27 protein-coding genes are annotated in these 25492 nt (G+C 69.2%); 17 read left to right on the top strand and 10 right to left on the bottom strand.

All coding sequences use genetic code 11. From position 1 onward, the window contains the following. Positions 1 to 52 precede the first annotated feature (52 nt). Positions 53 to 271, bottom strand: a complete 219-nt coding sequence (locus M0R80_12320) for a BrnA antitoxin family protein (GenBank protein MCK9460415.1) — start codon at positions 269 to 271, stop codon at positions 53 to 55. Positions 272 to 318: 47 nt separating this feature from the next. After that, positions 319 to 1857, bottom strand: coding sequence for an acyl-CoA carboxylase subunit beta (locus M0R80_12315; GenBank protein ID MCK9460414.1), 1539 nt, complete (start codon positions 1855 to 1857; stop codon positions 319 to 321). A 265-nt stretch (positions 1858 to 2122) separates the two neighbouring features. Here M0R80_12315 and M0R80_12310 point away from each other — a divergent pair, with 265 nt between their 5' ends. The 3 genes from M0R80_12310 (at position 2123) to M0R80_12300 (ending at position 5667) form a co-directional block, all read left to right on the top strand. After that, positions 2123 to 3127: a hypothetical protein gene (locus M0R80_12310; GenBank protein ID MCK9460413.1), complete on the top strand. Its 1005-nt coding sequence runs from the start codon at positions 2123 to 2125 to the stop codon at positions 3125 to 3127. Further along, on the top strand, positions 3124 to 3792 hold the full coding sequence (gene cmk / locus M0R80_12305; GenBank protein MCK9460412.1) for a (d)CMP kinase: 669 nt from the start codon (positions 3124 to 3126) through the stop codon (positions 3790 to 3792). Before M0R80_12310 ends, cmk begins: the two co-directional genes overlap by 4 nt. 135 nt (positions 3793 to 3927) lie before the next feature. Continuing rightward, complete coding sequence (locus M0R80_12300) at positions 3928 to 5667, top strand: 30S ribosomal protein S1 (protein MCK9460411.1); 1740 nt, start codon at positions 3928 to 3930, stop codon at positions 5665 to 5667. 195 nt (positions 5668 to 5862) lie between these two features. On the opposite strand, the gene M0R80_12295 is transcribed toward M0R80_12300, so the two are convergent. Next, a complete protein-coding gene (locus M0R80_12295; protein MCK9460410.1) occupies positions 5863 to 7218 on the bottom strand; it encodes a hypothetical protein in 1356 nt (451 codons plus the stop codon). 114 nt (positions 7219 to 7332) lie between these two features. On the opposite strand from M0R80_12295, the gene M0R80_12290 reads away from it, so the two are divergent. The 6 genes from M0R80_12290 to M0R80_12265 all read left to right on the top strand — a co-directional run bounded on the left by M0R80_12290 (position 7333) and on the right by M0R80_12265 (position 10987). Beyond that, on the top strand, positions 7333 to 7974 hold the full coding sequence (locus M0R80_12290; protein ID MCK9460409.1) for a hypothetical protein: 642 nt from the start codon (positions 7333 to 7335) through the stop codon (positions 7972 to 7974). Beyond that, complete coding sequence (locus tag M0R80_12285) at positions 7958 to 9025, top strand: hypothetical protein (protein MCK9460408.1); 1068 nt, start codon at positions 7958 to 7960, stop codon at positions 9023 to 9025. The genes M0R80_12290 and M0R80_12285 overlap by 17 nt, the downstream gene beginning before the upstream one ends. Beyond that, positions 9012 to 9935 carry a homocysteine S-methyltransferase family protein gene (locus M0R80_12280; protein ID MCK9460407.1) on the top strand — a complete coding sequence of 308 codons (924 nt, stop codon included), beginning with the start codon at positions 9012 to 9014 and terminating at the stop codon, positions 9933 to 9935. Before M0R80_12285 ends, M0R80_12280 begins: the two co-directional genes overlap by 14 nt. A gap of 140 nt (positions 9936 to 10075) precedes the next feature. Further along, a complete protein-coding gene (locus tag M0R80_12275) occupies positions 10076 to 10408 on the top strand; it encodes a hypothetical protein (GenBank protein MCK9460406.1) in 333 nt (110 codons plus the stop codon). A 94-nt stretch (positions 10409 to 10502) separates the two neighbouring features. Continuing rightward, the gene (locus tag M0R80_12270) at positions 10503 to 10766 is read left to right on the top strand and encodes a type II toxin-antitoxin system HicB family antitoxin (protein MCK9460405.1); all 264 of its coding nucleotides are present in this window, start codon (positions 10503 to 10505) and stop codon (positions 10764 to 10766) included. Beyond that, positions 10766 to 10987: a type II toxin-antitoxin system HicA family toxin gene (locus M0R80_12265; protein ID MCK9460404.1), complete on the top strand. Its 222-nt coding sequence runs from the start codon at positions 10766 to 10768 to the stop codon at positions 10985 to 10987. The genes M0R80_12270 and M0R80_12265 overlap by 1 nt, the downstream gene beginning before the upstream one ends. 23 nt (positions 10988 to 11010) lie before the next feature. On the opposite strand, the gene trxB is transcribed toward M0R80_12265, so the two are convergent. Continuing rightward, positions 11011 to 11949 (bottom strand): thioredoxin-disulfide reductase, encoded by a 939-nt coding sequence (trxB, locus tag M0R80_12260; GenBank protein MCK9460403.1) that lies wholly within the window; start codon positions 11947 to 11949, stop codon positions 11011 to 11013. A gap of 145 nt (positions 11950 to 12094) precedes the next feature. Here trxB and M0R80_12255 point away from each other — a divergent pair, with 145 nt between their 5' ends. Beyond that, positions 12095 to 14602 carry an EAL domain-containing protein gene (locus M0R80_12255; protein ID MCK9460402.1) on the top strand — a complete coding sequence of 836 codons (2508 nt, stop codon included), beginning with the start codon at positions 12095 to 12097 and terminating at the stop codon, positions 14600 to 14602. Between the two features lie 32 nt (positions 14603 to 14634). Here the strand turns inward: M0R80_12255 and M0R80_12250 are convergent, their stop codons facing one another. Next, a complete protein-coding gene (locus M0R80_12250) occupies positions 14635 to 14922 on the bottom strand; it encodes an RNA-binding protein (GenBank protein MCK9460401.1) in 288 nt (95 codons plus the stop codon). Positions 14923 to 15190: 268 nt separating this feature from the next. Between M0R80_12250 and M0R80_12245 the strand changes: the two genes are divergently transcribed. Together M0R80_12245 and M0R80_12240 are read left to right on the top strand one after the other, a co-directional pair. Further along, the gene (locus tag M0R80_12245) at positions 15191 to 15730 is read left to right on the top strand and encodes a hypothetical protein (protein MCK9460400.1); all 540 of its coding nucleotides are present in this window, start codon (positions 15191 to 15193) and stop codon (positions 15728 to 15730) included. A 28-nt stretch (positions 15731 to 15758) separates the two neighbouring features. Beyond that, a complete protein-coding gene (locus tag M0R80_12240) occupies positions 15759 to 16907 on the top strand; it encodes a DUF362 domain-containing protein (protein MCK9460399.1) in 1149 nt (382 codons plus the stop codon). Positions 16908 to 16923: 16 nt separating this feature from the next. Here M0R80_12240 and M0R80_12235 read toward each other — a convergent pair whose 3' ends face one another. After that, positions 16924 to 17397 carry a hypothetical protein gene (locus M0R80_12235; protein ID MCK9460398.1) on the bottom strand — a complete coding sequence of 158 codons (474 nt, stop codon included), beginning with the start codon at positions 17395 to 17397 and terminating at the stop codon, positions 16924 to 16926. A 22-nt stretch (positions 17398 to 17419) separates the two neighbouring features. Next, positions 17420 to 17899: a hypothetical protein gene (locus tag M0R80_12230; GenBank protein ID MCK9460397.1), complete on the bottom strand. Its 480-nt coding sequence runs from the start codon at positions 17897 to 17899 to the stop codon at positions 17420 to 17422. 104 nt (positions 17900 to 18003) lie between these two features. Between M0R80_12230 and M0R80_12225 the strand changes: the two genes are divergently transcribed. Beyond that, entirely contained in the window at positions 18004 to 18726 is a 723-nt protein-coding gene (locus tag M0R80_12225; protein ID MCK9460396.1) for a hypothetical protein, read from the top strand. A 1-nt stretch (position 18727) separates the two neighbouring features. Here M0R80_12225 and M0R80_12220 read toward each other — a convergent pair whose 3' ends face one another. Then, positions 18728 to 19333: a TlpA family protein disulfide reductase gene (locus M0R80_12220; protein ID MCK9460395.1), complete on the bottom strand. Its 606-nt coding sequence runs from the start codon at positions 19331 to 19333 to the stop codon at positions 18728 to 18730. 59 nt (positions 19334 to 19392) lie between these two features. Here M0R80_12220 and M0R80_12215 point away from each other — a divergent pair, with 59 nt between their 5' ends. Together M0R80_12215 and M0R80_12210 are read left to right on the top strand one after the other, a co-directional pair. Next, a complete protein-coding gene (locus tag M0R80_12215) occupies positions 19393 to 21030 on the top strand; it encodes an alkaline phosphatase family protein (GenBank protein MCK9460394.1) in 1638 nt (545 codons plus the stop codon). Positions 21031 to 21033: 3 nt separating this feature from the next. Continuing rightward, positions 21034 to 22251 carry a glycosyltransferase family 4 protein gene (locus M0R80_12210; GenBank protein ID MCK9460393.1) on the top strand — a complete coding sequence of 406 codons (1218 nt, stop codon included), beginning with the start codon at positions 21034 to 21036 and terminating at the stop codon, positions 22249 to 22251. Here the strand turns inward: M0R80_12210 and M0R80_12205 are convergent. Both M0R80_12205 and M0R80_12200 read right to left on the bottom strand, forming a co-directional pair. Then, positions 22191 to 22823, bottom strand: coding sequence for a hypothetical protein (locus M0R80_12205; protein MCK9460392.1), 633 nt, complete (start codon positions 22821 to 22823; stop codon positions 22191 to 22193). The genes M0R80_12210 and M0R80_12205 overlap by 61 nt on opposite strands. Next, positions 22820 to 23833 carry a hypothetical protein gene (locus tag M0R80_12200; GenBank protein MCK9460391.1) on the bottom strand — a complete coding sequence of 338 codons (1014 nt, stop codon included), beginning with the start codon at positions 23831 to 23833 and terminating at the stop codon, positions 22820 to 22822. Before M0R80_12200 ends, M0R80_12205 begins: the two co-directional genes overlap by 4 nt. Positions 23834 to 24181: 348 nt before the next feature. Between M0R80_12200 and M0R80_12195 the strand changes: the two genes are divergently transcribed. Next, positions 24182 to 24880 (top strand): hypothetical protein, encoded by a 699-nt coding sequence (locus tag M0R80_12195; protein MCK9460390.1) that lies wholly within the window; start codon positions 24182 to 24184, stop codon positions 24878 to 24880. After that, the gene (locus tag M0R80_12190; protein ID MCK9460389.1) at positions 24877 to 25485 is read left to right on the top strand and encodes a prepilin-type N-terminal cleavage/methylation domain-containing protein; all 609 of its coding nucleotides are present in this window, start codon (positions 24877 to 24879) and stop codon (positions 25483 to 25485) included. Before M0R80_12195 ends, M0R80_12190 begins: the two co-directional genes overlap by 4 nt. The last annotated feature ends 7 nt before the right edge of the window (positions 25486 to 25492 follow it).

Raw genomic sequence — 25492 nt, 5'->3', positions numbered from 1 at the left:
AAACGAAATGCGCGGGTATTCCCGAAGCGGAAGGGGCCCTCTCCCGCCGCCGTCAGGACGCCCACTCAAGCGACAGCTTCCTCTTGTTCGCGGCGCAGTCGCGCAGGTAGAGGTTGATCAGGTTCTGGTACGGGATCCCGAGCTCGCCCGCCAGCTCCTTGAAGTACTCGATCGACGCCTTATCGAGCCGGATCGTGACCGGCTGCTTGAGCGCCTTGACGTAGGGGTTCTTCTCCCCCTTCATTCTGGAAAAATCGTAGTTTGATCGCATGGAACTCCCATAGATCCCATGATTCCAATGATTCCCATTCCCAGTCCTCAGGTCGGGATGTTGTCGTTGCGGCGCTCGGGGCGGACCTCGACCTTGTTCAGGTTCGACTTGAGGTGGCGGTACAGCTTGGCGCGGGTCTCGCTCGGCTTGATGACCGCGTCGACGTACCCGCGCTCCATGGCGCGGCTCGGGTTCAGGAACTTGGTCTCGTACTCCTCGACCTTGCGCTCCTTGTCCTCGCTCGTCGCGATCTCCTTGGAGAAGAGCACCTCGACCGCGCCCGCGGCACCCATGACGGCGACCTCGGCGGTCGGCCACGCGAGGTTCACGTCCGCGCCGACGTGCTTCGAGCTCATGACGATGTAGGCGCCGCCGTAGGCCTTGCGCAGGATCACCGCGAGCTTCGGCACCGTCGCCTCGCAGTACGCGAACATCAGCTTGGCGCCGTGCGCGATCACGCCGTTGTGCTCCTGGCCCGTGCCGGGCAGGAACCCGGGCACGTCCACGAACGAGATGATCGGGATGTTGAAGGCGTTGCACGTCCGGATGAAGCGCGCGGCCTTGCGCGACGCGTTGACGTCGAGAACGCCGCCCATCATCGCGGGCTGGTTCGCGACGATCCCCACCGAGTAGCCGCCGAGACGCGCGAACCCGACGACGATGTTCTTCGCCCAGTTCTTCTGGATTTCGAAGAAGCTCCCGCGGTCGGCCACGGACAGGAGGATCTTCTTCACGTCGTAGATCTGCCGGGAGGACTCGGGGATGATCGCGTCGAGCTCGCTCGCGTCGCGCTCGATGGGATCCGCGGTCTCGATGTACGGCGGCCGCTCGAGGTAGCTCTGCGGCAGGTAGCCGAGGAGCTCGCGGACCCCGGAGATCGCCTGGATCTCGTCGCTGTACACAAGGTGCGAGATGCCCGTGGTCCGGCCGTGGACGTCCGCGCCGCCGAGCGCCTCCGCCGTCACCTCCTCGAACGTGACCGTCTTCACGACCTTGGGGCCGGTGAGGAACATGTAGCTCTGCTTGCGCACCATGACGACGAAGTCGGTGAGCGCCGGCGAGTAGACGGCGCCCCCTGCGCACGGCCCGAGCACCATCGAGATCTGCGGGCACATCCCCGACGCGAGGACGTTTCGGTGGAAGATCTCGCCGTAGCCGCCGAGCGAGTCGATCCCCTCCTGGATGCGAGCGCCGCCGGAGTCGTTGATCCCGACCAGCGGGGCCTTGGCGCGCATCGCGAGATCCTGGATGCGCGTGATCTTCTTCGCGTGCGCCTCGCCGAGCGAGCCGCCCATGACGGTGCGGTCCTGGGAGAACGCGAACACGATCCTGCCGTTCACCTCACCCGAGCCGGTGATGACCCCGTCGCCAGGGATCCGCTTGTTCTCGAGCCCGAAGTCCGTGGATCTCCCGACCACGCCGGCGCCGATCTCCTCGAACGTGCCCTCGTCGAACAGCATGGCGATGCGCTTGCGCGCCAGGCTGACGTCGTTGGCCTCGGCGACCTCGACGCGGGGCGCGCCGTTCTCCTTCTCGCCCTCTTCGCCCTGCTTCTTCCGCAACTCCGTCGACGGGACATCGAACATCGGGCACCTCCGGATGAAAACGAATACAATGGCCCACCGCGCGTGCCAGCAAGTTTCGAACCATCGTCCTCGGCTATTTCGTGCGCCGCGCAATTATCGACTTTCGCACTTGTTTTCAACACGTTCGTTGATCGCTGCTCGTTCGGCTCGTGTTGCGTCAGGCCCTTCCAAGTGCGGCGCCGCGTTCGCGGTCGGCAAGATCGTTCGCACCTCGTCCCTCGAATTGCGGATTGACAGGGCCGCGACGCGAGGGCTTGATTTCGCCATGACGGGTCGGATCCTGATAACTCTCGCGGCGCTCGCGCTCGCCTGCGGCGCGCCGAAACCCCCGCCGTCGCCACCCGCGCCGCCACCGCCGCCGGTCGACGAGAACCTGCTCGCGCTCGCGCCGGCTGCCTACAGCCAAGTCGCGCGCGTCGATGTCGCGTCGCTCCGCGCCTCGCCGTTGTGGGGGCTGAGCGAGCTCGCGATGACCGACCCGACCTTCGCCGCGCTTCGCGGATTAGCCGAGTCCGATCCGCTGCCCGCGATCGACGAGCTCCTGATCACGGGCGGGAACCCGGACGGCGACGGCGCGGACGAGATCCTCGTCGTCGCCAAGGGGCGGATCGACGCCGAGTCGCTGGCGGCTCGGATCGCCGCGAGCCCGGCGGCGAAAGGCGGCGGCGGGGAGGCGCCGCTCGAGGCCGTCGCGCTGACCAAGCGAACGATCGGCCTCGGGACGAAGGCGATCGTAGCGGAGGCGGCGGCGCTCGCCCGCCGGGAAGGGCGCTCCCTGCTCGAGGACGACGCGTTCGCGGATCTCGCGATCGGCGAGGGCCTCTCGGCCGTGTACCGCTTCCGCCGCGGCACCGAGTCGCTCGCCATCGACAGGCTGCGCGCGGGCCCGTTCAAGGGCTTCGGCTGGAGCCGCAGCGCCGCGTCGGCTGAAGGCACCCTGAGGCTCGGCGAGGGCGCCACGGCGGAGATCGCGTTCGTCCTCGACGATCCCAAGGTCGCCGCGCGGGCCCGACGCGATCTCAAGCGGACGATCCGGCAGCTCGCGGGCAACGCGATCGTCCGCCTCATGGGCGTCGCGGCGCTGCTCGGGCGCATCGCGATCGCCGGCGAGAACGAGCGCGTCGAGATCCGCGCCGAGCTGGACGCGGCGGACGTCGGCCAGCTGCAGACGCTCGTCGAGCGCTTCGCGCAGATCCGCGAGCTGATGTCGGAGAACGGCGACGATGGCCCCGTGGAGCTCGAGCCGCCGATGCTTGAGAGGGACGAATGACGCGCGCCCGCCCGGTCGTCGCCATCGACGGGCCGTCCGGGGCCGGCAAGAGCACCGTCGCGCGGGCGCTCGCCCGGGCGCTCGGCTTCCACTACGTCGACACCGGCGCGCTCTACCGCAGCGTCGCCTACCTCGCGGATCTGCACGGCGTGGCCTGGGACGACGGGGAGCGGCTGGCGGAGCTCGCCGGCGCGCGCGAGTTCTCGTTCGCCGAGGACGGCGGGCTCGTCGTCGACGGCGAGGCCATCGGCGACGCCATCCGCACGCCGCACATGAGCCGCGGCGCGTCCGAGGTCGCGCGGCTCAAGGAGGTCCGGCGGGCGCTCCTCGAGGTCCAGCGCCAGCTCGGACGAGGGGGCGGCGCGGTGCTCGAGGGCAGGGACATCGGCACGGTGGTGTTCCCGGACGCCGAGGTGAAGATCTTCCTCACGGCGACCGCGAAGGAGCGCGCGCGGCGCAGGTTCCTCGAGCTCGAGGCGCGCGGCGAGGCCGTCACCCCCGAACAGGTCGAGCGCGACCAGGCGGAGCGGGACCGCGCCGACAGCGAACGCGAGGCATCGCCGCTCGTGCGGGCCGAGGACGCGTTCGAGCTCGTCTGCGACGGGATGTCCGTGGACGAAGTGGTCGCGGCGATCTCGGCGCGCGTGGCCGCCGTTTTCCTTTGACATCGAAGAAGAAAGACAGTAATTAGCAGCCCGCGTGCCTTCCACAGCCACAACCCGTTGTTATTTCAACGATTTTTTCTCTAGTGGCCGATAGCGGGCACCCGAAAGGAGAATGGCGCACAGCCTACCAGAAGCATGAGCGAGATGAAAACCATGAACCAGAGCAGCGGCACGGACGATTTCGAGGCGCTTCTTTCCGAGCACTTCGAGACCGACAACTCCCTCAAGGAGGGACGCATCGTCAAGGGGCACGTGGTCAAGGTCGGCAAGGACTTCGTCGTCGTCGACATCGGCCACAAGTCCGAAGGCGAGATCCCGATCTCTCAGTTCGCCGACACGACCGGCTCGATCAAGGTCGGCGTCGGGCAGGACGTCGACGTGTTCCTCGAGAACCTCGAGAACGACAGCGGGCTCGTCGAGCTCTCCAAGGAGAAGGCCGACAAGCTGAAGGTGTGGGACGAGATCTCCTCGGCGTGCGAGCGCGACGAGATCATCGAGGGCACCATCAGCCAGCGCGTCAAGGGCGGCCTCTCGGTCACCATCCGCGGCGGCGTGAAGGCGTTCCTGCCGGGCTCACAGGTCGACCTCCGCCCGATCCGGAACCTCGAGCGGCTCATCGGCGAGACGCATAGGTTCAAGGTCATCAAGTTCAACAAGAAACGCGGCAACATCGTGCTCTCGCGGCGCGCCCTCCTCGAGCAGGAACGCGACCAGATGAAGGAGCACACGCTCAAGAACCTGAAGGAAGGCATCGTCGTCGAGGGCATCGTGAAGAACATCACCGAGTACGGCGCCTTCGTCGATCTCGGCGGAATCGACGGCCTCCTCCACATCACGGACATGAGCTGGGGCCGCGTCGGCCACCCGTCCGAGATGCTGAAGGTCGGCGACGCCCTCAACGTGAAGATCCTCAAGTACAACCCCGAGACCGAGCGCGTCTCGCTGGGCCTGAAGCAGACCATGCCGGATCCGTGGGCGCAGGCCGTGAGCAACTATCCTATCGGCCTCAAGGTCAAGGGCAAGGTCGTCTCCATCACCGACTACGGCGCGTTCGTCGAGCTCGAGCAGGGCATCGAGGGGCTCATCCACGTCTCGGAGATGAGCTGGACGAAGCGCGTCAAGCACCCGTCGAAGATGCTCGAGGTCGGTGACGAGGTCGAGTGCGTGGTGCTCGACGTCGACATCGAGGCGCAGCGCATCTCGCTCGGCCTGAAGCAGCTCGAGCCGCGGCCGTGGGACAGGTTCGCGGATCAGTACAAGCCCGGCGACACGGTCAAGGGCAAGATCCGCTCGATCACCGACTACGGCATCTTCATCGGGATCGAGGACGGCATCGACGGCATGGCGCACAAGAGCGACCTGTCGTGGACGCAGCGCATCAACCACCCGTCCGAGCTGTTCCAGAAGGGCGAGGAGGTCGAGGCGGTCATCCTCAGCATCAACTACGAGGAGGAGAAGGTCAGCCTCGGCATCAAGCAGCTGTACGAGGATCCGTGGGAGCGCATCCCGATGGACTACCCGCTCGGCCAGGTGCGCGAGGTCAAGGTCATCAAGATCACCGACTTCGGCGCGTTCGTCGAGCTCGAGCCCGGCATCGAGGGGCTCATCCACGTCTCCGAGATGAGCAACGAGCGCGTCGAGGACCCGCGCAAGGTCGTCACCGAGGCGCAGGTGGTCAAGGCGGAGATCATCACCGTCGACACGCAGGAGCGGAAGATCGGCCTCTCCATGAAGTCGCTCATCGGGCGCGACGCGGAGGCGGATCTCTCGGAGTTCCGCGCCGCCGAGGCCCGCAAGGGCTCGGACAAGGCGACGCTCGGCGATCTCCTCGGCCAGAAGCTCGGCGACATCGCGGGCGGAGACAAGGACGAGTAGGCGCCGCTTCCCTTTCCCCTCCCGTCCTTTCCGTTCTCACTCGTCCACATCGTCCATCGAGTCCACTTCGTCCATCGCCGAGGGCGCTGGTCTGATCGGAGTGGACGGAATGGACCGAATGGACGGAATGGACCGAATGGACGGAATGGACCGAATGGACGGAATGGACAGGAAGGGAAGGACCGGCGGGTTCTTCTACTGGTTCAGGTAGTTGTCGAGGGCGTCCTCGGGCTTGTCCGAGCTCTTCTTGGGCTTCTCCTTGGCCTTCTCCTCTTCCTTGGCCTTGGCTTTGTCCTTCTTCTTCCCCTTCGCGGGCTTCTCCTCGTCGGCCGCGGCCTTGCCCTCGGCCTTCGCCTTCTCCACCTCTTTGTCCGACTTGAACGTGCCGCCCTCGCCGTACTCGGGCTCCCCGCCGCCCTCGCCCTCGGCCATCGGCTGCGGGTTGAGGACGAGGCTGTTCAGCTTCAGGTTGACGCCGACCTCGACCTTCTCGGGCTGGATCCAGAGGATGATCCGGTCGTTGACCTGGACCTTCGTCGCCTCCTTCCATGCGAGCGTGATGCCCTTGTTCTGGTCGCCCACGACCATCGTGATGGAGACGGGCTTCTCCTCGCCCTCGAGGATCGTCACCGTGAAGCCGACCTCGCTGAACTCGGCGCACTCCGGCGGCTGGGGCTTCGGCACGTCGGGAATGATGATGATGTCGCACTTGTCCTTGGCGCTCTCCTTGCGCACCGCGTCCTTGGGCAGCTCCTTCACGCCGACGTAGAGCGGCGTCGCCAGCTTGAAGGTCCACTCCTTCATCTGCCGCTTCTCGGCCGGCGGCACTTCGGCCTCTCCGATGTACTCCCCGGTCGGCGAGTTGAACAACGGCTTGCCGTCCGGATCCATGAGCGGCTGCCCGGCGGCGTCGACGGCCGGCGAGTAGTCGAACAGGGCGTCGGACTCCATGACGACGCTCTTGATGCCGGCGGCCTCGTGGATCGCCGCCTTGAGGGCGTTCCCCACGGGCAGGTTGGCCTCGAACTTGATCGCCTTGACGCCGACCACCGTCGTCGCGAGGTGCTGCCCGTCGGGGAGCCAGCCCGACTTCCCGAAGCACTGCGGATCGTCGACGAAGCGCACGGCGTCCGGCGCGACCTCGATGGCGACGACGTCCTCGAACGACATCGTCCAGCTCTCCGCGATCGCGCGCGAGAGCCCGTCCGGCTGCAGCACCTCGATCATCCACTCGACGATCGCCTTCTTCACGCCCTTGAGGTTGTCGTTCACCGTCTCCTTCAGCACGACGTCCGCCTCGGCGGGCTGCGCGTCCTCGACCGGCTTGAAGCACGGCTTGTCCGGATCGGCGCCCTCCCCCATGACCCAAGGCATCTTGACTTCCAGTGTCGCCTGCTTGAGCGGCGCGAACACCTGGTAGTCGGGTCCTTTCGGAGCGGCTTCGACGGCGGTGGCGGTCGGCTCCTCCTTCTTCTTGCACCCGGTCGCGAACGCGAACGCGACGACGAGCGCGGCGGCGAGCAGTCCGAAGAGACGCGGTTTGGCCCTCATGCTTCCCTCCACTTGTCTGAATTCACGGTCGTTGCCGCGCATATTACCACGTGAAAGGCGTTCGCCAAGGAGAACCGCTTGACCGCGGCCTGGCGCTCTCCGAATATCGCGACCATGACCGGATCGTACGAACCGCTGCTCGATCGCCTCCAGGCCCACGCCACGCGCGACGGCCTGGACGACGCGCGCCTCGCCCGCGAGGAGTTCCACAGGAGGACGGGCGAGTTCGTCGAGGGCGAGCCGTGGTACGAGCTCCGGATGAACATGTTCCTCGACTACTACCTCCTCGACCGGCCATCGACATCGGGGGCGACGCCGGCCGAGGCGTTCCTCCGCGCGCACGGTCACACGCTGGATCCAGCGGATCGGGTCGCGTTCGAGCACCTCACGGTCACCCTGCGGACGGCGTTCCGGCTCAGGCGCATCCGCGGCGCCGAGCTCGAGCTCGACGATCTCGGCGGCGGCGGGCGTTGGCGCGCGATCTGGACGCTGCCGCCTACCGGGCTCGCGGCGGGCGACATCCTCGACGCGCGCATCGTCCTCGTCGACGGCGTCCCGACGACCGGGCGCAGCGCCGTGCTCCACCCGCGGGAGGCGCACGAGGCGATCGGCAAGATCGTCGAGCGCGCGCATGGCGCGGGCATGCCGCCGCGCGCGCTCGTGGATCACCTCGACAAGATGCGGCTGAAGCTCGACAGGTACTCCAACGTCAGGATTCGCCATGTCTACCAGTACCCCGATGACGCGATCATGTAGCCTCGCGGCGATCGCGATCCTCGCCGCCGCGGCCGCGGCGGACGCGCGCGAGCCGGCGTACGCGACGGATCGGCCCCCGGCCCAGCGGGGGGTCGCGCTCGGCCTGTACAGCGAGGATCCGGGCTGGTCCTACGTCGACATGCTCGACGAGATGGCCGCGGTCGGGACGTCGCACGTGGCGATCGTCGTCCCCTACTACATGAAGGACCACAAGTCGTTCTCCATCTACCGGCACCCCCGCTTCTCGGCGCCGATGGCCACGGTCGAGCGCACGATAGGCGACGCGCGGGCGCGCGGGCTCGAGGTCTTCCTCTTCCCTATCCTGCGCCTCGAGGACGAGTCCGGCGGCAACTGGCGCGGCAACCTCGAGCCTGCCGACATCGACGCGTTCTACGCGAGCTACGAGGCGTACATCCTCTCCTTCGCAGAGCTGGCCGAGCGGCTGCGCGTGCCGCTCCTCTCGGTCGGCTCCGAGCTCGCGTCGATGGACGTCGACGCGGCGCGCTGGCGCAAGATCATCGCGGCCGTAAGGCGCGTGTACACGGGCGCCCTCACCTACTCCGCGAACTGGGATCACTATGAGGAGATCGCGTTCTTCGACGCGCTCGACTACGCCGGCGTGACAGGCTATTTCGAGCTCGCGCGGAAGGAGAAGGCGCTCGAGGAGGATCCGCCGATCGAAGCCCTCGTGCACTCGTGGCGCGAGGTCCATAGGAGGCTCATGCGGTGGCAGCATCGGATCGGCAAGCCGATCCTGATCACCGAGGTCGGCTACCTGAGCCAGCGCGGCGCCGCGGCGCGCCCGTGGAACGAGGGCGCGAACGAGGCGCTCGACCTGGACCTCCAAAGGCGCTGCTACGAGTCGTTCCGGCGCGTCTGGGACGGCGAGGACCGCCTCGCCGGCGCGTACTTCTGGAACTGGTTCGGCTGGGGCGGGCCGACGAGCAAGGAGTACACGCCGCGCGCGAAGCCGGCCGCGTTGGAGGTCGGCGCCTGGTACGGCGCGTCGAAAGGTATCGCGACGGGGGTGAAGGGCGATGCCGGGCCGTGACGCGCGCAGGGGCTTTCGCGAGGCGCTCGGCGCGGCGGTCTCGGACGGGCGCCCGCTGATCCTCGACGGCGCGGTCGGCACCCGGCTCGACGACCGCGGGGCGGACACGGGCGCCCCCCTTTGGTCCGGCCGCGCACCGCTCGAGCACACGGCGCTCCTCGAGTCGATACACGCCGAGCACGCCGCGGCCGGCGCCGATCTCCTGACCACGTGCACGTTTCGCACGACTCGATGGACGTTCGCCTCGGCCGGAAGACCCGATGGTCGGTGGCGCGACGCCGCTCGGGCCGCCGTGGAGATCGCCAGGCGCGCCGCCGAGCCGACGGGCGCGTTCGTTGTGGGCTCCATCGGGCCCCTCGAGGACTGCTTCCGGCCGGATCTCGCGCCCGAATCCAGGGAAGCGGAGCGGGAGCACTTCGCGCTGGCGGCGGTGCTCGTCGAAGCCGGCGTGGACGCTCTCCTGCTCGAGACGTTCCCTTCCGCAGCCGAGGTGCTCGCCGCGGCCCGCGCGGCCGCCCGCGCTGGCGAACGAGAGAAGGTTCCGTTCGTCACCAGCGTCGTCACGCGTGCGAACGGCGACCTGTTGTCAGGAGAGCCGCTCGCCGAGACGGCGCGCGCGCTCGTCGGCGGCGGCGCGATCGCCGTCGGCATCAACTGCGTGCCGCCCGCGTTCGTCGACGTGGCGTTGGACGTCCTGCTCGAAGAGAACGCCGCGCCCGTCTCCGTCTACGCCAACCTGGGGCGAGCGGAGGAAAGGCAAGGCTGGGCTGGTGATGCGTACATGAACCCGGATGAGTACGCCGCGCTCGCCCAGGGCTGGGTGAAACGCGGCGTCTCGATCATCGGGAGCTGCTGCGGATCGACGCCGGCGCACACCGCGGCGATCGTTGCGGCTTTGTCGCGAAGGTGATTGAACGGAGCGAGGAATCGATGCACATCATTTGCCTTCTATTCGTAATGCTCGTGAGTGCGTGTAGCAGCCCAGCTGTGACCGCACGCGGCCCTGTGACCGAACCGCCGACACCGAGCAAACAGGCCAAGCCTCAAACGATGAACGGCACGTGCCACGCGGCCGCGCCTAATGGCGGCGTCCAGGCGAAGCTGGACGCGGTCGCAGCCTGCTTCCACAAGGCGGTTCTCGTCCTCAACAGACAACCCAACAAGGGTGAGACGCTGGCCGAGTTTTTTAGCGCATCCAGCTTGATTGGGACTCTTGCGCTGCAACTCCCCGACGGATCCATTTCCGTGGAGGCGGTCGAGACGGAGGAGGACCTCTATGTCGACGGTCACAGCGAATTCATCACCAGGTACAGGTTCACAGCACCAGGACACGAGGAGATGGCCGAGATTTCGATTGTGCGCTCTATGGGCGGCGGGCCGTAGGGAGACAGAGTCGCAGCTCGAACAGGCCATCATGCCGGACACGCAGCCCCTCGGACCGATGGACGCTCGCCGGGTCCGGTGGTACTTTTCGTCCATGAACGCTCAGAACATCGAAGAAGCCGTCGTGCTGCTTGAGATCGAAGAGCTCGACGAGGGCGGATTCGTGGCAACGAGCCCGGACGTCCCAGGGCTCGTCGCGCAGGGCCGCACGCTCGGAGAAACGATCGATATTGCCAAAGATGTCGCACGGAAGATTGCGGAATCGTGCCTCGAGCACGGAGATCCCCTCCCGCTCGTCTTCCAGTCCGCGACGAAGAGCAAATCCCTGTCTTTTAGCGTACCCGTCGCAGTGCCGTAATGGGAGAGCTGGCCGGTTTCAACTACCGCGAAGTCACGCGGCGCCTCAGGGCGCTGGGTTTCGGCTTCGACCGAACGGCGAAGGGTAGTCACGAGATCTGGCGGCACTCGGATGGCCGGCGAACGACCGTGCCGCATCACCCCGGAGACGTTCCAGAGGGCACGCTTCGTGCGATTCTCCGTGCGGCCTCGTTGACCGCGGAACAGTTCTTGTCCACCTGAAGCGCTCGCCCGAATCGACTACATCAACCGTTCTCCTCGAGGAACTTCCCGGCCTCGATCGCGGCCATGCAGCCGGTGCCGGCCGACGTGACCGCCTGCCGGAAGTGCGGGTCCTGGACGTCGCCCGCGGCGAACACGCCCGGGACGCTCGTGCGCGTGGAGCCGGGCGTCGTCGCGATGTAGCCCGCGGCGTCGAGCGCGAGCTGCCCGCCGAGGAGCTCGGTGTTCGGGCGGTGGCCGATCGCGATGAACACGCCGTCGAGCTTCAGCTCCTCCTTCTTCCCGTCCCGAGGATCGGCGAGCCTGAGCCCCGTGACGCCGCCGTCGTCGCCCAGGATCTCGTCCGGCGTGCGGAACCACTTCATCTCGATCTTCGGGTTCGCGAGGACGCGCCCGACCATGACCTTCGAGGCGCGAAGCTCGCCGCGGCGGTGCACGAGGTAGACCTTCGACGCGTGGTTCGTGAGGTAGATCGCCTCCTCGGCCGCCGTGTCGCCGCCGCCGACCACCGCGACCACCTTGCCCCGGAAGAAGAAGCCGTCGCACGTCGCGCACGCGGACACGCCGCGCCCCTTGAACTTCTCCTCGGACGGGGTGTTCAGCCACCGCGCCTCGGCGCCGGTCGCCACGATCAGCGTCTCGGCGAGGAGCTCCCCGCCGCCGCCGAGGGTCACGCGGAACGGCCGCGACGACAGATCCACGGCGCTCACGAGGTCGCTCACGATCTCCGCCCCGACGCGCTCGGCCTGCGCGCGCATCTGCGCCATGAGCTGCGGCCCCTGGATCGGCTCCGCGAACCCCGGGAAGTTCTCGATCTCCGTCGTGATCATGAGCTGCCCGCCGGGCGCGAGCCCCTCCACGACGACCGGCGCGTTTCCGGCCCGCGCCGCGTAGATCGCGGCCGTGTAGCCCGCGGGACCGGCACCTACAACGACGATCCGCCTCGTTCCTTTCGCGCTCACCCGAACCTCCTCGCGTTCATCCGCCCCTGTCGGCGAAGCCTATCTTTTTAGGGTCCTGAATCGGAGCGAAATCGTCTAGAATCATCGGGAACAGAATATACGTCCTATCAAGCTCGGCAGGAACCGGTTCACTGCGAGGTCTCGTTTGGACAAGCTGGACGACAAGCTGTTCTGCACCCTCGTCGAGCAATCGACCGACGTCATCGTCATCCTCGATACGGACGCCGTCGTGCGCTTCGTCTCGCCCTCGGCGCGAAGGAGCCTCGGGTACACCGACAGCCAGCTCGTCGGGAAGGCGGCGCTCGGCCTCATCCACCCCGAGGACCGCGCGCGGGCCGCGGAGGCGATCCGGTTCGTGCTCACGAACCCGAGCGCACCGGTCTCGGTCGAGCTCCGCCTCCTGCGCCGCGGCGGCGGCTTCAGGACGTTCGAGGCGGTCGGCAAGAACCTGGTCGACGATCCGGTGGTCATGGGCCTGGCGGTCACGCTGCGCGACATCACGGACCGGCTGAAGGTCTCGGCGGAGCTGCGCGCCGCCTCACGCATCCGGGACGTGTCGAGCTCACTGCTCAAGCTCGCGCTCGGGGACCTCTCGCTCGACGTGCTGCTGCGCTCCGCGCTCGACATCATCCTCCGCGCGGAGTGCGACTTTCTCGATCGCAGCGGCGCGATCTTCCTCGCGCACCAAGGGACGCGCACGCTCGAGCTCGCCGCGCACGCCGGCATGCCGGAGGAGTTCGCGCGGGACTGCCGCTCGCTGCCGTTCGATAGGTGCTCGTGCGGCGCAGCAATGCGCAAGGCGGAGACCGTCGTGGTCGAGGGCGGCTCGGACGCCGGGAACGGGTGCCCCGGGCACTGCCACGCGAACCGCCTGGCGATCCCGATCATCGCCGGTCAGTCGCCGCTCGGCGTCCTCACCGTCGGCGTCCGCGAGCCGGCCATGCGTTCCCTGCTCGAGCACGAGTTCTGCGACTCGGTGACCGACGCCCTGGCCGGGATGATCCGGCGCGCCCGCGCGGAGGAGGAGCACAAGCGGCTCTCGTCCATCACCCGCGAGAACCCGAACCCCGTGCTCCAGAGCGACGCCGCGGGGCGTATCGTGTACGAGAACCCCGGGGCGAAGAAGATCATGTGGCAGTACTCGACGGACGCCGCGGATCTGGTGCCCAAGAACCACGCGGAGATCGTCGCGAGCGCGCTGACCGGCAGGACCGAGATCACGCGGCGGGGCGAGAGCGTGGTCGGCGGGCGCATCTTCGACTGGTCGTACCACCCATCGGAGGCGCGGGATCGCGTGCACGTCTTCGGCCGGGACGTCACCGACGGGCGGCACACGGAGAAGCGGATCGCGCACGACGCGATGCACGACGACCTGACGGGGCTCCCCAACAGGAACCTGATCGTCGATCGCATCGACAGCGCCATCGGCATGGCGAAGCGGCACGGAGACTACAGCTTCGCGGTGCTGCTCCTCGACCTGGACAGGTTCAAGGTGATCACGGAGAGCCTCGGGCACGCCGCAGGGAACGTCGTCCTTCGCGAGGTGGCCGGACGCCTGCTCGACCGCGCCGGGCCGGGCGACACGATCGGGCGGCTCGGCGGCGACGAGTTCATCGTCGTGCTCGGCGACGCGCGAGACGCGGGCGACGCGATCCGGACGGCGCGCGACGTCATCGACCGCATCGGCGCGTCGATCGACGCGGACGGCCACTCCCTGCAGATCACCGCGAGCGTCGGCATCGTGCTGAGCAAGCCGGAGTACGATCGCGCCGAGGAGATGCTCCGCGACGGCGACACGGCGATGTACCGGGCCAAGTCCGGCGGGAGCGGCGGGCACGCGGTCTTCGACGAAGAGATGCACCGCGAGGCGGTCGAGCGGCTGCGCACACAGACCGACCTCCGGGGGGCGATCGACAACGGCGAGCTCACCGTCCACTACCAGCCGGTGCTGGCGCTCAGGGACCTGCGGGTCCGCGGCTTCGAGGCGCTCGTCCGGTGGCGGCACCCGAAGCTCGGCACGATCCTGCCGGGCAAGTTCATCTCCGTGGCCGAGGAGACCGGCCTCATCGTCCCGCTCGGCGAGCAGGTGCTCAGGACCGCGTGCGAGCAGCTCGCAACGTGGCGCGACTCGAAGCTCCCCCTCGCGTGGGTGGCGGTGAACATCTCGGCGCACCAGTTCCAAAGAAGCGACCTGGTGCCCCAGGTGCTCCGGATCCTCAAGGAGACCGGCGTCCAGGGGCAGCGGTTGCAGCTCGAGATCACCGAGGGGACCGCCGCGCAGAACCCGGAGCGGGCGATGCGGACGATGGCGGCGCTGCAGGAGCATCGGATCCGGTTCGCGCTCGACGACTTCGGCACCGGGTATTCGTCCATGAGCTACCTGAAGCGCTTCCCCATCGACACGGTCAAGATTGATCGGTCGTTCGTAAACGGGCTGCCCGAGAACCAGGACGACGCCGCGATCGCGTCGTCCGTCATCGCCATGTCCCACGCCCTCGGCCTGAAGGTCGTCGCCGAGGGGATCGAGAACGAGCGCCAGGCGCTGCTCCTCAAGTCGCTCCAGTGCGACGAGGTCCAGGGCTTCCTCTACGGGAAGGCGATGCCGGCGGATCGCGCCACCCAGGTGCTCCAGCACGGCTTGTCGATTTCGTAGTCAGGCTCCGGGAGGCAGGGACCGCGGGACGACTACCAGCTCTTGCGGGGACGCCCGCCGCCGCCGCGGCCGTTCGCCTCACGCGGACGCGCCTCGTTCACGGTCAGGTTCCGACCCCCCAGCTCCTTGTTCGCCATCTGCTCGATCGCGGTGCGGGCTTCGTTTTCGTTGCTCATCTCAACGAACCCGAACCCGCGCGACCGGCCGGTCTCACGATCCGTGATCACCTTGGCGGACTCGACGGCCCCGAAGCCTTCGAAAAGGCCGCGAAGCTCCTGGTCATCGGTTGTAAACGGTAGGTTGCCAACGAAGATCCTCATCAATGCGCACTCTCCTGCCCGAGTCCTGTGCATTGGAACCTGCGCTCGGACTCGGGCTCAGCGCTGAGGTTCGACCCCGCTTACGAGCGCGGGGAGAAACCAGATTAGCGAGGCGATAAAAAAAATCAAGGCGAATTGCCCGACGGCGAAACAGATAGATTCCGGCCCGCACCGGGCGCCCCGACTTCCCCTGAGCCAGATATCTAGTGCGCGGCACTTCAGTAACGATTACTGTATCGCCACGTTTCAGAGAACGGAGGAAACGAAGATGAGAACGCTGGGCATGGTCGTCATGGTGCTCTGCTCGATCCTGTTCGTCGCCGCGGCGGGCGGCTGCGACACGGCGCCTACCGATTGGATCCCGACCGGGACGGATACCGACTCGGACACGGATTCCGACGCCGACACCGATTCCGACGCCGATTCCGACACCGACGCCGATTCCGATAGCGACAGCGATTCCGACACCGATTCCGACTCGGACTCCGACACCGACTCCGACTCGGACGCGGACGGGGATCCGTGCGTCGTCACCGTGGAGTTCGGCGGCTACATCTCGTTCGATCTCGACGGCGTCTGCCAGTCCGCGGACGCGGAGTGCGAGGGCGGCACCGCGGACGCGGTCGATCCCGAGGTCGATCCGGGCGGCGACTGCGCGGGCGACAGCGCCGTGTGCTGCATCAACACGGACGTGTGCGAGAACCTGGAGACCCCGATGGGCGCGCTCGCGTGCTCGGCCGAGGCCGGCGAGTACTGCATGCAGATCGGCTGCCCCGAATCCGCCGGCTACTGCTGCGCCAGCTTCTGAGGCTGATCGCTCTGCCGCTCCGCCAACCTTGAACGAAGAACGACTACACCCGCGCGTCTCCCTCGCGAAGCTCGGCGACTACGGGCCAGCCGCGGTCGCACGCGCGATGCGCGAAGTCCTCGAGCCTTTGGGCGGGGCGCGGGCGCTCGTCCCCGAGGGCGCGCGCGTCGTGCTGAAGCCGAACTTCCTGTGGGCGTCGGGGGTCGACCGGGCGGTCTGCACGCACCCCGAGATCATCCGCCAGGCCGCGCGGCTCGCCCGGGAGGCGGGGGCGGCGGCGGTCGTGGTCACCGACAGCCCGGGCGTGGGCACCGCGCGTCGCGCCGCGAAGCGGCTGGGCCTCGAGGACGGGAACGACTTCACGATCGCGGACGCGGACGACGGAGTGGACGCCTCGATCCCCGGCGCCCCGTTCCAGCGGCTCACCCTCTCCCGCCGCGTGCGGGACGCCGACGCGCTCGTCAACCTCCCCAAGGCGAAGACGCACGGGCAGATGGTGCTGACCGGGGCGGTGAAGAACACGTTCGGCGGCGTCGTCGGCCTGGAAAAGGCGCAGTGGCACTACCGCTCGGGCCGTGATCCGCGCGCGTTCGCGCGCCTCCTGGTCCACATCCACGAACTGGTCGCGCCGAAGCTCCACCTCCTGGACGCGGTGATCGGCATGGAGGGGAACGGTCCTGGTTCCGGGACGCCGCGGCGCCTCGGCTGCCTCGTCGCGGCGACGAACGGCCACGCGCTCGACGCGACCCTGTGCCGCATCGTCGACGTCGACCCTGCCAACGTGCCCACGCTCGCGGCGGCCGCGGAGCTCGGCCTCCTCCCCCGCCCAGAGGATATCGAGACCGTCGGCCCGTCGCCGGAGTCGCTGCGCCCGAGCCCGCCGTGGGCGCTCGCGCGGCCGGTTGCGCTCCGCCGGATCGCCGGTCCGACGTGGCTGGCCCCGATGATCGACTCGCTCCTGTCGTTGAAGCCCGCGATCGATCACGCGGCGTGCACGTCGTGCGCGCAGTGCGTCGAGGCCTGCGCCGCCGGCGCGATGTCGCGCGACGGGGATCGCATCGCGATAGACAGGGATCGCTGCATCTCGTGCTTCTGCTGCCAGGAGATGTGCCCTTCCCGGGCGATCTCGGTCCACGCGGGGCCTTTCGCGCGGCTGCTCGGCATCGGCGCTCGGTGACGGCGGAACGGCGCGCTCAGAAGAGGCGCAAGAGGGAGGCGAGCAGCCCCGAGGGCGTGCCCCCGCCGATCGCGGCGCACGTGCACGCCGAGGCGCTCGCCCCGTCCGTCGACGCGTCGAAGTCCGTGTCGGTGCTCGTGTCCGTGTCCGCGTCGGTGTCGGTGTCGGTGTCCGTCCCGCCGTCCGGGACGGGATCGCAGTCCGCGGAGTCGTCGAACATCTCGTCGACGTGGCCTTGCAGGACGCACGCCTCGTCGCAGACCCCGTCGCCCGCCCATCCGCACGGGTCGTCGGTTCCGCAGGCGCACTCGTTGTAGAACTCCTCGACGCACGCCCCGTCGCACGCATCGGTGTCCGTGTCGGTGCCGCCGTCCGTGCCGGCGTCCACGACACCGGCGTCCACGGCGCCGCCGTCGGCCGCGAGCGCCTCCGCTGTCGCGAGCAGGAGAATCGAAACGACGAGCATCGCGCACCGACGGGAAGAATCCATGATCTCCACCTTTCAGAATCCGCTACAGGATCGTCGAGAGGAACGAGCGCTCCCTTTGTGCGCCCGCGAGCCGGCACCCGCAACCTCCGCCGTCGTCGGCGCCCGCGCCCGCGTCGCCGGTGTCCGTGTCGGCGTCCGAGTCCGTGTCGGTGTCGGAGTCGGAATCGCCGCCGCCGTCGATCTCGGTGCAATCCACGGAGTCGTCGAACATCTCGGCCACCACCGAGAGGCAACCGTCGTCGCAGTAGTTGTCCTCCGCCCACTCGCACGGATCGGACGGGGCGCAGTTGCAGGGCGAGTACTCGAAGTCCTCGTCCACTGGCAGGCAGCCGGTCTCCACCCACTCGCTCTCCGCGTTGCACCACATCCACGGCTCCGAGGCGCAGTCCGCCTCGCCGAAGGTGCAGCCGGCGTCCACCCCCGCGTCGAGCCCCCCGTCGGCCGCGGACGCGACGCCGCACACGAGCACGGAGGCGATGGCCGACAATGTGAATCTCCTCATGCGGTCTTCCTTCTCGCGATCCGCGACACGCGCGAACCCCGTCCCCAACCAGAGTGCCCTTATTATCCTTGCTCCAGGGAAAAAAAAACGAATATGTCATGAGGATGACCCTCGAGACGGTCCGGATGCTCCCTCCGGCGTGCGCCGCGCTCGCCGCGCTGCTCCTCACGGCGTGCGGAGGATCGCCGGCTCCCGCGCACGGCTCCGGCCCGAGCGCGGGAGACACCGCGACGGTTCCAGGCTCCGAAATCGACATCCCGCAGATCGGCGAGCCGGCTCCGCAGCCGACCGAGACGATCACGCCGCCGGATCGCACCGAAACCCCGGCTGAGGCGCCGACGGCGCCCGCGGCGGCATCGAAGGGTTCCCACTGCGAGGCGATGCGCGCCGTCAAGAGCGCCCGGCCGCTGTTCGAGAAACCGCCCCTGCCGTGCGAGCGGGCGAACCGCTTGGTGTACCACCGCCGCGGCGGGGGAGGCGCGTGCGGCCCGTCGACCGCGCTCACGGTCGACGCGGCCGGGGCCGTCGAAATCGAAACCGCCGCCGAGGGCGACGCCCCTTCGAACGACGGCGCCTGCCCGTCTCCCCTCTCCGCCCGCGTCGAGCTCTCGCAGGACGACGCGCGACGCCTCATCGCGTCGTCCTGCGCGGCGTTCAACGCGGGATACGAAGTCGAGCGCGGCGTCGGCTGCCGGGCCGCCGCGGTCCGCTTGTACTTCTTCGAGGGCGGGACCAAGCTCGGGGGGACCGCCGCGCTGCCCTGCCCGCCGCACGCGCTGGATCGCGCCGTCGCGGAGCTCGACGCGCTCGCCGAGCAGCTGGACTGACCTAGAGGAGCGACCGCAGGTACTCCATCATCGCGTCCGAGTGCCACGGCCGCTTGCCGTCGAAGCGCGCGATCACCCGCCGCCCGCGATCGAGGACGAACGTCTCGGGGTAGCGCTCCGTGCCGAAGAGCCCGCGGGCGACCCGGTCGTCGGCGTCGAAGAGGATGCGCAGGTCCGTGCCCCGCGGGAAGTAGTGCGCGACGTCGTCCCACTTCCGCTCCACGGCGATCGTGAGCAGCGCCACCTTGCCGATCTCGGAGAGCCGGCGATCCATCTCCGTCAGCTCCGGCACCTCCTCGCGACAGACGGCGCACGTCGACGACCAGATGTTGACGAGCAGGAGATCGACACCGTCGAACTGGCGGAGGCGCACGGCGCGTCCGAACCTGTCCGGCAGCTCGAAGTCGGGGATCTGCCGCGCGCGCCCGGCGCCGTCGGCCACGAAGTCCGGCGAGATCGCCCGCACCTCGAGGCCGTGTCGCCAGGACAGCCCGTCCCGGACGCCGCCGACGTAGAGGTAGAACGCCGCGGCCCCGAGCGCGACGGCGACGCCGATCGCGAGCGCGGTGCGGAAAGGGCTCGGCGCGGGGGGCGCGGCGGCGACCATGCGGACAACCTAGCCCGACCATGGTCACGTGGCAACGCGGATGTGCTAAGAACCCGGCCATGGGACGGCCCTTAAGGCTGCTGATCATCGGGCTCGACGGCGCGGGGCCGGATCTCGTCGCGCGGTTCATCCGCGAGGGACGCATGCCGAACCTGGCGGCGCTCGCCGCCCGCGGGGGCCTCTCCCCGCTGCGCTCCACCTCGCCCGCGACCACCTTCCCCGCGTGGACCAGCTTCCTGACGGGTGCCCCGCCGTCCTTCCACGGGGTCCCGGACTTCACGATCCGGTCGGGCTACCGCGTGCGCTTCACGGTCGCCCGCGATCGGGCGCTGCCGACCCTGTTCGCGCACCTCGAGCGCGCGGGGCTCGCGGTCGGCGCCGCCTGGTTCCCGGTCACCTACCCGCCGGAACGGCTCAGGGGCTTCTCGATCTCCGGGTGGGACTCGCCGGTGACGAGCCGCGGCGACGCCTCGTTCGTGCACCCTAATGGGCTCCACCGCGAGCTCCTCGAGCGGTTCGGGGGCGCGCACCTCGACTTCGCGGCGTTCGACGAGTTCGAGGAGGCGCTCGGGGCGCGGGAGCGGGTGGATGCCCTGGTACGAACGACGCATCGGCGGGCCGAGATCGCGCGCTGGCTCCTCGAGCGGCGCCCGGTCGACGTCGCCGCGTTCCACTTCGGCGCCACGGACACCGTCGCGCACCACTTCTGGGCGCACCACGATCCGGGCTCGCCGCGCCGCCGGGGATCCGTTTCCGAGGGGCTCGAGCGCTCCCTCGCCGACGTCTACGCCGCCGCGGACGGCGCCGTCGGGTCGCTCGTCGAGGCGACCTCCGACGACACGGCGATCGTGGTGCTCTCGGATCACGGCTCGCGCGGGGCCTCCGATGTGGCGATCCACCTGAACCGCGCCCTCGAGCGCGCCGGGCTCCTCGCGTTTACGGACGGCGCGTCGCGCGCCCCGTTCGCCGCCGCGCTGCGTTCGGCGGCCGTCGCCGCGATCCCGCACGGGCTGCGCCGCCGCGCCTTTCGGTTCGCGGGTGGCCTCGCGCCGTCGCTCGCGGAGTCGGCGCTGCGCTTCGGCGGCATCGACTGGCGCCGCACGCGCGCGTTCAGCGAGGAGCTCGCCTACGCGCCGTCGGTGTGGTTGAACCAGCTCGGCCGCGAGCCGCGGGGAACGCTGCGGTACCGTGAACGCGAGGCCGTCGCCCGCGACGTGGAGGCGGCTCTCGAGCGGTTGGCGCTCGTGGACGGTCGCAGGCTGGTCGAGCGCGTCGTTCGCCGCGAGGAGCTGCACGCGGGGCCGCACCGCGCGAGATTCCCCGATCTCGTCGTCGAGCTGCGCGACCTGAACGGTTACGTGCCGGTCTGCCTCCCGTCGCGCGCGTCGGGGCCCGTCGTCGAGCGGCTCGCGGCGCGTGATCTCCTCGGCCGCAAGGGCCGTTCGATGCCGGGCTGTCACGCGCCCGATGGGATCCTGGTCGTCGCGGGCCCCGGCCAGCCCCGGGGCGACCGGCCCGCGTCCATCGAGCAGATCGCGCCGCTCGCCTGTGCGCTCCTCGGGGTCCCTCCCGCGCCCTGGTTCGGGGGAGCTCCGGGCGGCGGGGGCTTCCCGAACCCGCACGACCGGGCCTACACTCTCGCCGAGCAGCGCGCCGTGGCCGCGAGGCTGCAGCGGCTCGGCTACCTGGAGGAGTGACGCGTGAGGCTGCTGCACGTCTTCGGCGGGCCGTTCCCGACCGTCCAGGGTACGCAGGCGCTCGTCGCGACCACGTGCCGCCTGCTCGCGGCCGCGGGCCACGACGTCCACCTGCTGTGCTACGCGCACAGCGCCTTCGATCGGGCCGAGCCGTTCGCGATCCACAGGATCCCGGACGTGCCCTCCTTCTCGTGCGAACGATCGGGGCCGTCGTGGCGCAAGCTCGCGCTCGATCTCTCCTTGGCCGCGGCCTGCGCGCGGCTCTCGGCGCGCCTCGCCCCGGACGTGATCCACGCGCACCACTACGAGGCGCTCTTCGCCGCGGCGCTCGCGGATCCGCTGCGGCGCACGCCCCGCGTGCTCCACCTCCACGCGCTCATGGGGCCCGAGCTGCGCACCTACCTTCGCCCCGCGTTCGACGGCGTCGCGCGGGCGATCGGGCGCCGGATCGACGCCGACGCGCCGCACCTCGCGGATCGAGTCCTCGTGCTCGACGACACGACCCGCGCGGCGGTCTCGGGATCCGGCTTCCCCAAGAGCCGCGTTCGGGTGACCCGCATCCCGGCGTCGCCGCCGCCGGGCTGCGGACCGGCCGTCAGGCGCCCTGGACGCTCCTCCTCGCGCCCGTGCGCCGTCTACTGCGGCAACCTGGACGCGTACCAGGGCGTCGCCGTCCTCGTCGACGCGTACACGGCCTCGCCCCCGCTCAGGGAGGCGCTCGCCCTCGAGATCGTGACGGCGTCCGACGCCCGCGGCCTCGAGGCCGAGATCGCTAGGCGCGGGCTCGAAGAGCACATCCGCGTCGTGCCCCACGGCTCGGTTCGCGAGGCGTGGGATGCGCTCGCGTCCGCCGATCTCGCCGTCGTCCCGCGCAGCGCGTCCGGCGGTCTGTCGGTGAAGCTGGTGAACGCCCTGTCGGCCGGGGTGGCGACCGTCGCGGACGCGACGATCGCGTCGCCGCTCGTGCACGGCGTCGATGCGTGGCTCACGGACATGCGAGAGCCCGAGGCGCTCGCGGCGGATCTGTCGACGCTCGCGGCCGACCCCGAACTGAGGGCCCGGCTCGCGCGAAACGCCGCGCTCGCCGCCGCGCGTCTCCACGCGCCCGCGCGCTACGTCGCCGCGATCGAGGAGACGTACGCCGCGCTCCGCCGCCGGCGTCAGACGAGGAGGGAGGAACGGATGTCCTCGGCGACGCCGACGACCGCATCGCCGAGGTAGCGCCGCACGCCGTTGCAGCGCGCGACGATGGCGATCTGCCCGATCGCCGGCAGCGCGCCGAAGCCGAAGACGAGGCCGTACCAGGGAGACGTCGGCTCGTAGAGCACGAGCCACGGGACCGCGAACCCGACCGTCAGAAACATCCAGATCGGCCAGCACAGGAACATCCAGAGCTGCGAAGCGGCGCGGAAGCGCTCGAGGATCGGAGAGAAGTCGATCCTGAGCCGGAGCCGGCTCTCGTCGCCGAGGTCGTCGAGGCGGCACGCGACCCGCGCCGCGGGACGACCGCCACGCGCCGCCTCCGCCGGCAGGGTGACTATCGCCGTGAGCACGCTCTCGAGCTGCCCGGTGATCGAGGCGACGAAGTGCGGGTTCGTCGCGAGATCCTGCACGAGGCGGTTCGCGACGAGTCGCGCCGGAGCGGAGACGACGCACCGGATGATGCGGCGGGCGGCGGCGGTCCTCGCGCGTCGCCCGAGACGGACATACGACCAGACGCCCAGGAGCCACGCGCCGAAGACGCCGAGCATCGTTGCCGAGGCGACGAGCCGCATGGCGTCCGTGTCCGTCATTTCGCCGTGAACGCGCCGAGCAGCGCGCCGCTCAGGCGCTCCACGAGCGCCTCCGAAAGCTCCGCCTCACCGTCCTGGACGATCCCCACGACCCGCGTCCCGGCGACCTTGAGCGCCACCCGGCGGCCGTCGGCCATCGCGCTCTTGACCGCCTTCCACGGGGCCTCGGCCGCCTCCGGGATCGGCAGCTCCTCTGTCGCGAAGGCGATCCAGGCGCTCCCGCCCTCGGCGTAGCGCACGGTGTAGCCCGAGCCGAGCCCGTCGATGTCGAGCAGGCGCGCCGGCTGCCACGTCTCCGATCGCGCGATCCGATCCTCGGTCGGGAACAGCGCGAGATCGGCGGGCAGCGCGGTCTCGCCGCCGATCCGGGCGAGCAGCGACTCCGCGATCCGGGGGAGGTGCTCCGCGCCCACCGCCGCCATCCCCTCGGGGGTCGCCTGCGGGCTCTCGTCGAGCAAGGTCAAGTGGACGAGGTACTTGTCCTGCCAGACGACGAGATCGCCGTCGCCCATCATCCCGCGCGCCGCGAACGCGGCGGGCAGCCCTTCCCCGGCCCCGGACGGATCGCGCCGCCCTTCGAGGAAGCGCGCGGCCCGGCCGAACGCCCCGCGCGGGGTGCCCATGTCGTAGATCTCGGCCGTCACGGCGAGGCCCGGCTTGGCCGGATCGCGGTACTCGGCCGCGACCATCGCGGCGAGCCCGAACTGCACGTAGACTTCGGCGCCGCCGTTGATCAAGTCGTAGAGATTCTCCGGGCCGAAATAGCGGGGCGCCGCGGCGAGCTTCCAGCTCCCGATCTCCCGGACGAGCTTCTCTCCCGGTCCCTCGAGCACCATCTTCTCGACAGGAGGCGCGGCTGCGGGTGGGGTGTCGGCCGGCGCGACGTCCGTCGACCTCGGCTCCGGCTCCTTCGGCGAACAGCCGGACACCCCGATGAGCACGGCGATTGCAGCCGCCGCGATCGGAGAAGGAAGCGATGTTATCGCGATCTTCCTATTCGGGAAGCTCATGCCGGCGCTCCTTGCGATCAGCGGGGCGGGCCCCGTTTCCCCTCGCGGTCCGACTATGCACTTTTTTCAACGAGGCGAAAAGCGTGCAAAACCATCCCTGCCGAGGCGGCGGTCCGTTGGCGTTCCGAAGGCCGCGCTGTCCTCCGCGAAAACCTCGACAATGTCGAGATAATCATCTATTAATATATGAATTTATTGATAATTCATGAAACGCTTGGCCCATTACCCCGTCGGCGCGCGAGACGATATGCCATTCGGGTACGATTGTTGCTTTCTCTATAAACAACGATGAAGGAGCCGCACGCTATGAGGCACCCGCAGAATAGAGCGTTCACCCTTGTCGAAGTGATGATTGTCGTCGTGATCATCGGGATCTGCGCCGCGATCGTCGCGCCTCAGCTCGTCGATCACAAGCGCAGCTCCAACCTGACGGATCTCGTGAACCTCGTGCAGCAGACCGCCTCCCAGGCGAGGAGCCTCGCGCTCCAGACCCGCCACGGGGCGGTGCTCGAGGTGTCCGGTTCCACCGGCAAGATCTGGGTCAACACGCTCTCGGGGCCGCAGTGCTGGGACTCGATCTCGAAGACCTGCGTGCAGACCGCCGGCCACGCGGTCGTGCCGGAGCTCGACCTCAACGTCGATCCGTACCTGTCGGCCGAGGCTGCGATGTGCGGCGTGCAGGTCCAGGCGCTCACGGGCGCCGACACGGACACTCCCTCATGCAACGACCTGTCGCTCTCCGCGACGTCGGACTTCGCCTTGTGCTACGCGGGCAACGGCGAGCTCTACGTCCGCGTCGGCGAGGACGGCGACACGATCTGCTCGGTGGGCGCGGCCGGGGCCGAGCGCGGCGACTGGTCCCGGGTGTGCGCGTCCACCGGCGACGAGGGAGCGACGAACGGCGCGGTGATCCGGTTCAACCGCTTCGATGGCGGCTCCGGCTCGTGCGCCGGCGGCGACGGCGGAACGGACGACAGCGTCATGGATGTCACGAGGGCGGTGTACCTCCCGATCGGCGGTGCACCGTACAGCAAGGTGGAGATATGAGGAGGACGTCTCGCGGTTTCACGCTCATCGAGGTGCTCATGGCGCTCCTCGTCTTCACGGTCGCGATGCTCGGCCTCGTCGCGCTCCAGCGCGCGTCGGTGTCCGGGGCGAGCATGGGCCGCGAGCACACCGCGGCGGTCAACCTGGCGCGCTACGTGATGACCTGGCTCGAGAACGAGGCCGCGGCGTGGCCGCTCGCCGACACGACCCCGGCGCCCGCGTCGCTGCCTCTCCTCAACCAGGCGCTCGACCTGGCGGACGACGAGGAGGGCGGCGATTGGCTGGCCCTGTCGGACGACGCGGCGGACACGCGGTTCGACACGCACCTCGAGCACAGCGGCACCCCGCTCCATAGCGACGTGGACACGGCGACGTACTGCGTCCACTACCGCGTGAAGCCGCTCGGCAACGTCGACGATCCGGTCGCGTACCAGGTCTGGGTCCGGGTCACGTGGCCGAAGTGGAAGCAGTACGCCGCGGCTGATTGGACCAATTGCGAGGCCCGAAGGACCGCGGATCCGGCGGTGATAGGCGCCTTCAACGTCGTCGAGCTGAGCAACGTGGTGACGCGGGAGTACACGGGCCGCTGGACCCAGGATTCGTAGAAGGGAG

The sequence above is a fragment of the Pseudomonadota bacterium genome, assembly GCA_023229365.1.
Taxonomy (GTDB): domain Bacteria; phylum Myxococcota_A; class Polyangia; order JAAYKL01; family JAAYKL01; genus JALNZK01.
The sequence above is the reverse complement of the archived record's forward strand: the minus strand, read 5'-3'. Positions and strand labels throughout refer to the sequence as shown.

What these genes read in the sequence shown, in the direction of transcription:
- M0R80_12300 (MCK9460411.1), top strand. Translation starts at nt 3,928, where the DNA reads ATGAGCGAGATGAAAACCATGAACCAGAGCAGCGGCACGGACGATTTC.
- M0R80_12280 (MCK9460407.1), top strand. Translation starts at nt 9,012, where the DNA reads ATGCCGGGCCGTGACGCGCGCAGGGGCTTTCGCGAGGCGCTCGGCGCG.
- M0R80_12195 (MCK9460390.1), top strand. Translation starts at nt 24,182, where the DNA reads ATGATTGTCGTCGTGATCATCGGGATCTGCGCCGCGATCGTCGCGCCT.
- M0R80_12270 (MCK9460405.1), top strand. Translation starts at nt 10,503, where the DNA reads ATGAACGCTCAGAACATCGAAGAAGCCGTCGTGCTGCTTGAGATCGAA.
- M0R80_12290 (MCK9460409.1), top strand. Translation starts at nt 7,333, where the DNA reads ATGACCGGATCGTACGAACCGCTGCTCGATCGCCTCCAGGCCCACGCC.
- M0R80_12205 (MCK9460392.1), bottom strand. Translation starts at nt 22,823, where the DNA reads ATGACGGACACGGACGCCATGCGGCTCGTCGCCTCGGCAACGATGCTC.
- M0R80_12315 (MCK9460414.1), bottom strand. Translation starts at nt 1,857, where the DNA reads ATGTTCGATGTCCCGTCGACGGAGTTGCGGAAGAAGCAGGGCGAAGAG.
- M0R80_12285 (MCK9460408.1), top strand. Translation starts at nt 7,958, where the DNA reads ATGACGCGATCATGTAGCCTCGCGGCGATCGCGATCCTCGCCGCCGCG.
- M0R80_12200 (MCK9460391.1), bottom strand. Translation starts at nt 23,833, where the DNA reads ATGAGCTTCCCGAATAGGAAGATCGCGATAACATCGCTTCCTTCTCCG.
- M0R80_12245 (MCK9460400.1), top strand. Translation starts at nt 15,191, where the DNA reads ATGAGAACGCTGGGCATGGTCGTCATGGTGCTCTGCTCGATCCTGTTC.
- M0R80_12230 (MCK9460397.1), bottom strand. Translation starts at nt 17,899, where the DNA reads ATGAGGAGATTCACATTGTCGGCCATCGCCTCCGTGCTCGTGTGCGGC.
- M0R80_12250 (MCK9460401.1), bottom strand. Translation starts at nt 14,922, where the DNA reads ATGAGGATCTTCGTTGGCAACCTACCGTTTACAACCGATGACCAGGAG.
- M0R80_12320 (MCK9460415.1), bottom strand. Translation starts at nt 271, where the DNA reads ATGCGATCAAACTACGATTTTTCCAGAATGAAGGGGGAGAAGAACCCC.
- M0R80_12190 (MCK9460389.1), top strand. Translation starts at nt 24,877, where the DNA reads ATGAGGAGGACGTCTCGCGGTTTCACGCTCATCGAGGTGCTCATGGCG.
- M0R80_12215 (MCK9460394.1), top strand. Translation starts at nt 19,393, where the DNA reads ATGGGACGGCCCTTAAGGCTGCTGATCATCGGGCTCGACGGCGCGGGG.
- cmk (MCK9460412.1), top strand. Translation starts at nt 3,124, where the DNA reads ATGACGCGCGCCCGCCCGGTCGTCGCCATCGACGGGCCGTCCGGGGCC.
- M0R80_12220 (MCK9460395.1), bottom strand. Translation starts at nt 19,333, where the DNA reads ATGGTCGCCGCCGCGCCCCCCGCGCCGAGCCCTTTCCGCACCGCGCTC.
- M0R80_12310 (MCK9460413.1), top strand. Translation starts at nt 2,123, where the DNA reads ATGACGGGTCGGATCCTGATAACTCTCGCGGCGCTCGCGCTCGCCTGC.
- M0R80_12265 (MCK9460404.1), top strand. Translation starts at nt 10,766, where the DNA reads ATGGGAGAGCTGGCCGGTTTCAACTACCGCGAAGTCACGCGGCGCCTC.
- M0R80_12235 (MCK9460398.1), bottom strand. Translation starts at nt 17,397, where the DNA reads ATGGATTCTTCCCGTCGGTGCGCGATGCTCGTCGTTTCGATTCTCCTG.
- M0R80_12225 (MCK9460396.1), top strand. Translation starts at nt 18,004, where the DNA reads ATGACCCTCGAGACGGTCCGGATGCTCCCTCCGGCGTGCGCCGCGCTC.
- M0R80_12295 (MCK9460410.1), bottom strand. Translation starts at nt 7,218, where the DNA reads ATGAGGGCCAAACCGCGTCTCTTCGGACTGCTCGCCGCCGCGCTCGTC.
- M0R80_12275 (MCK9460406.1), top strand. Translation starts at nt 10,076, where the DNA reads ATGAACGGCACGTGCCACGCGGCCGCGCCTAATGGCGGCGTCCAGGCG.